Raw genomic sequence first — 1,273 nt, 5'->3', positions numbered from 1 at the left:
ATCCGCCATGAGACTGGTCGAATCGTTCGCCGCGCCACTCCAGCGCGTCCAGTATTCCTGCCGCCATTGCATGGCTGACGGCCACAGCCAGTCCGTTGTGTTCGCCGCCACCTGACGGTCATACGCGACCGGATCGCGCCACCACACCTGGGGCATGGCGAACACCGCCGTGAACGGGGTGAGCCTGTCCAGCACGGTGCCTCCGTCGTAGGCCTCCAGACTGGCGAGCTCCACGACGGCCTGCTGTCTCCGCCCGTTGACCCGACGGCCCAATGTCAGGCTTGGTGCCGTGCACAGGCGCGCCAGGCGGCTCGAATCCAAACCCGCGGCATCAGCGCGGCCCAATGCTCCCGCACGGAACGCGGTGACCTTGAGCGTCACGCTGCGTTCCTCGAACGATGGGGCGAAACCGGATGGTATCGTGCCATGCCGGAACGGGGCGCTGACCTTGCTGCGGGACACGGAGACCCCAGCGAACAGGGTGCTGCCCAACGTGACCCGGCAATACTGGGAGTCGAGGGCCACGCCGTTGAGCGCGTAATCGACACCGGCCATAAGCAACCCCCTTTAGATTCCGACCGTCAGCTTGTCGAGACTGTCGTTCGTGGCGAGTGGCCACGGGTCGGCCTGCGGATAGTAGTTGGTGATGTTCACGTTCGACGCGCCCGCTTGCGGTTGCATGGCGTCCGTGGACGGCGTGTACACCATGCGCCGGTTCATCGTGGCCGCGTCGTACGTGCGGTTGGCGGGCAGCAGGTCGTTGATGTCGGGCATGAGCCCGCCGATCATGCTGCCCATGGAGGCGTTCACATAGCGTGCGGAAGCGTCGATGCCGTTGGCGAGGCCAAGGCCCATCATCATGCCGATCTGGTCGCGGAACAGGCGTGAGGGGGAGTGGATGCCGAGCATGCGCTTCACGTTGGCGATGGCGGCATTCATGCCGCCGAGAATCGCCGAGCCGACCCGGCCCATGCTGCCCATGATGCCGCTGATCACGCCGAGCTTCGCGGAGAATCCCCTGGAGAAGCCGCCGCCGGCGGTGTCGCCGGCTTTCTGGCCGACCGATTTGGATGGCCCGTCGAACGCGCTTTCGATGGCCTTGCCCACGCCCTTCATGCTGGGCACGATCTGCACGTACGCCTGAGCCAGCTGGTATGCCATGACCGTGCCTCTCTATTCGGTTATTCGTTGTGGGTGAAGGGTTTCGTCTCCACGTCCGTGAAGTCGCGGCTCATGAACTCGTCGAGCTGTTCGATGGTCAGGGCCATGGGCT

General features: G+C 65.0%; 2 protein-coding genes. Both read right to left on the bottom strand.

Annotated features, from left to right (window positions below; all coding sequences use genetic code 11):
* Nucleotides 1-555, bottom strand: a 555-nt coding sequence (locus tag AB5Z52_RS17135) for a hypothetical protein (RefSeq protein WP_368267152.1), incomplete at its 3' end; no start/stop codon positions are given.
* A 12-nt stretch (nucleotides 556-567) separates the two neighbouring features.
* Nucleotides 568-1,161 carry a hypothetical protein gene (locus tag AB5Z52_RS17130; RefSeq protein WP_368267151.1) on the bottom strand — a complete coding sequence of 198 codons (594 nt, stop codon included), beginning with the start codon at nucleotides 1,159-1,161 and terminating at the stop codon, nucleotides 568-570.
* Nucleotides 1,162-1,273: the final 112 nt, after the last annotated feature.

Origin of the sequence: Enterococcus sp. RTP21361st1_A6_RTP21361_211029 (assembly GCF_040910045.1) — a bacterium.
GTDB lineage: Bacteria > Bacillota > Bacilli > Lactobacillales > Enterococcaceae > Enterococcus_D > Enterococcus_D gallinarum.
The sequence above is the reverse complement of the archived record's forward strand: the minus strand, read 5'-3'. Positions and strand labels throughout refer to the sequence as shown.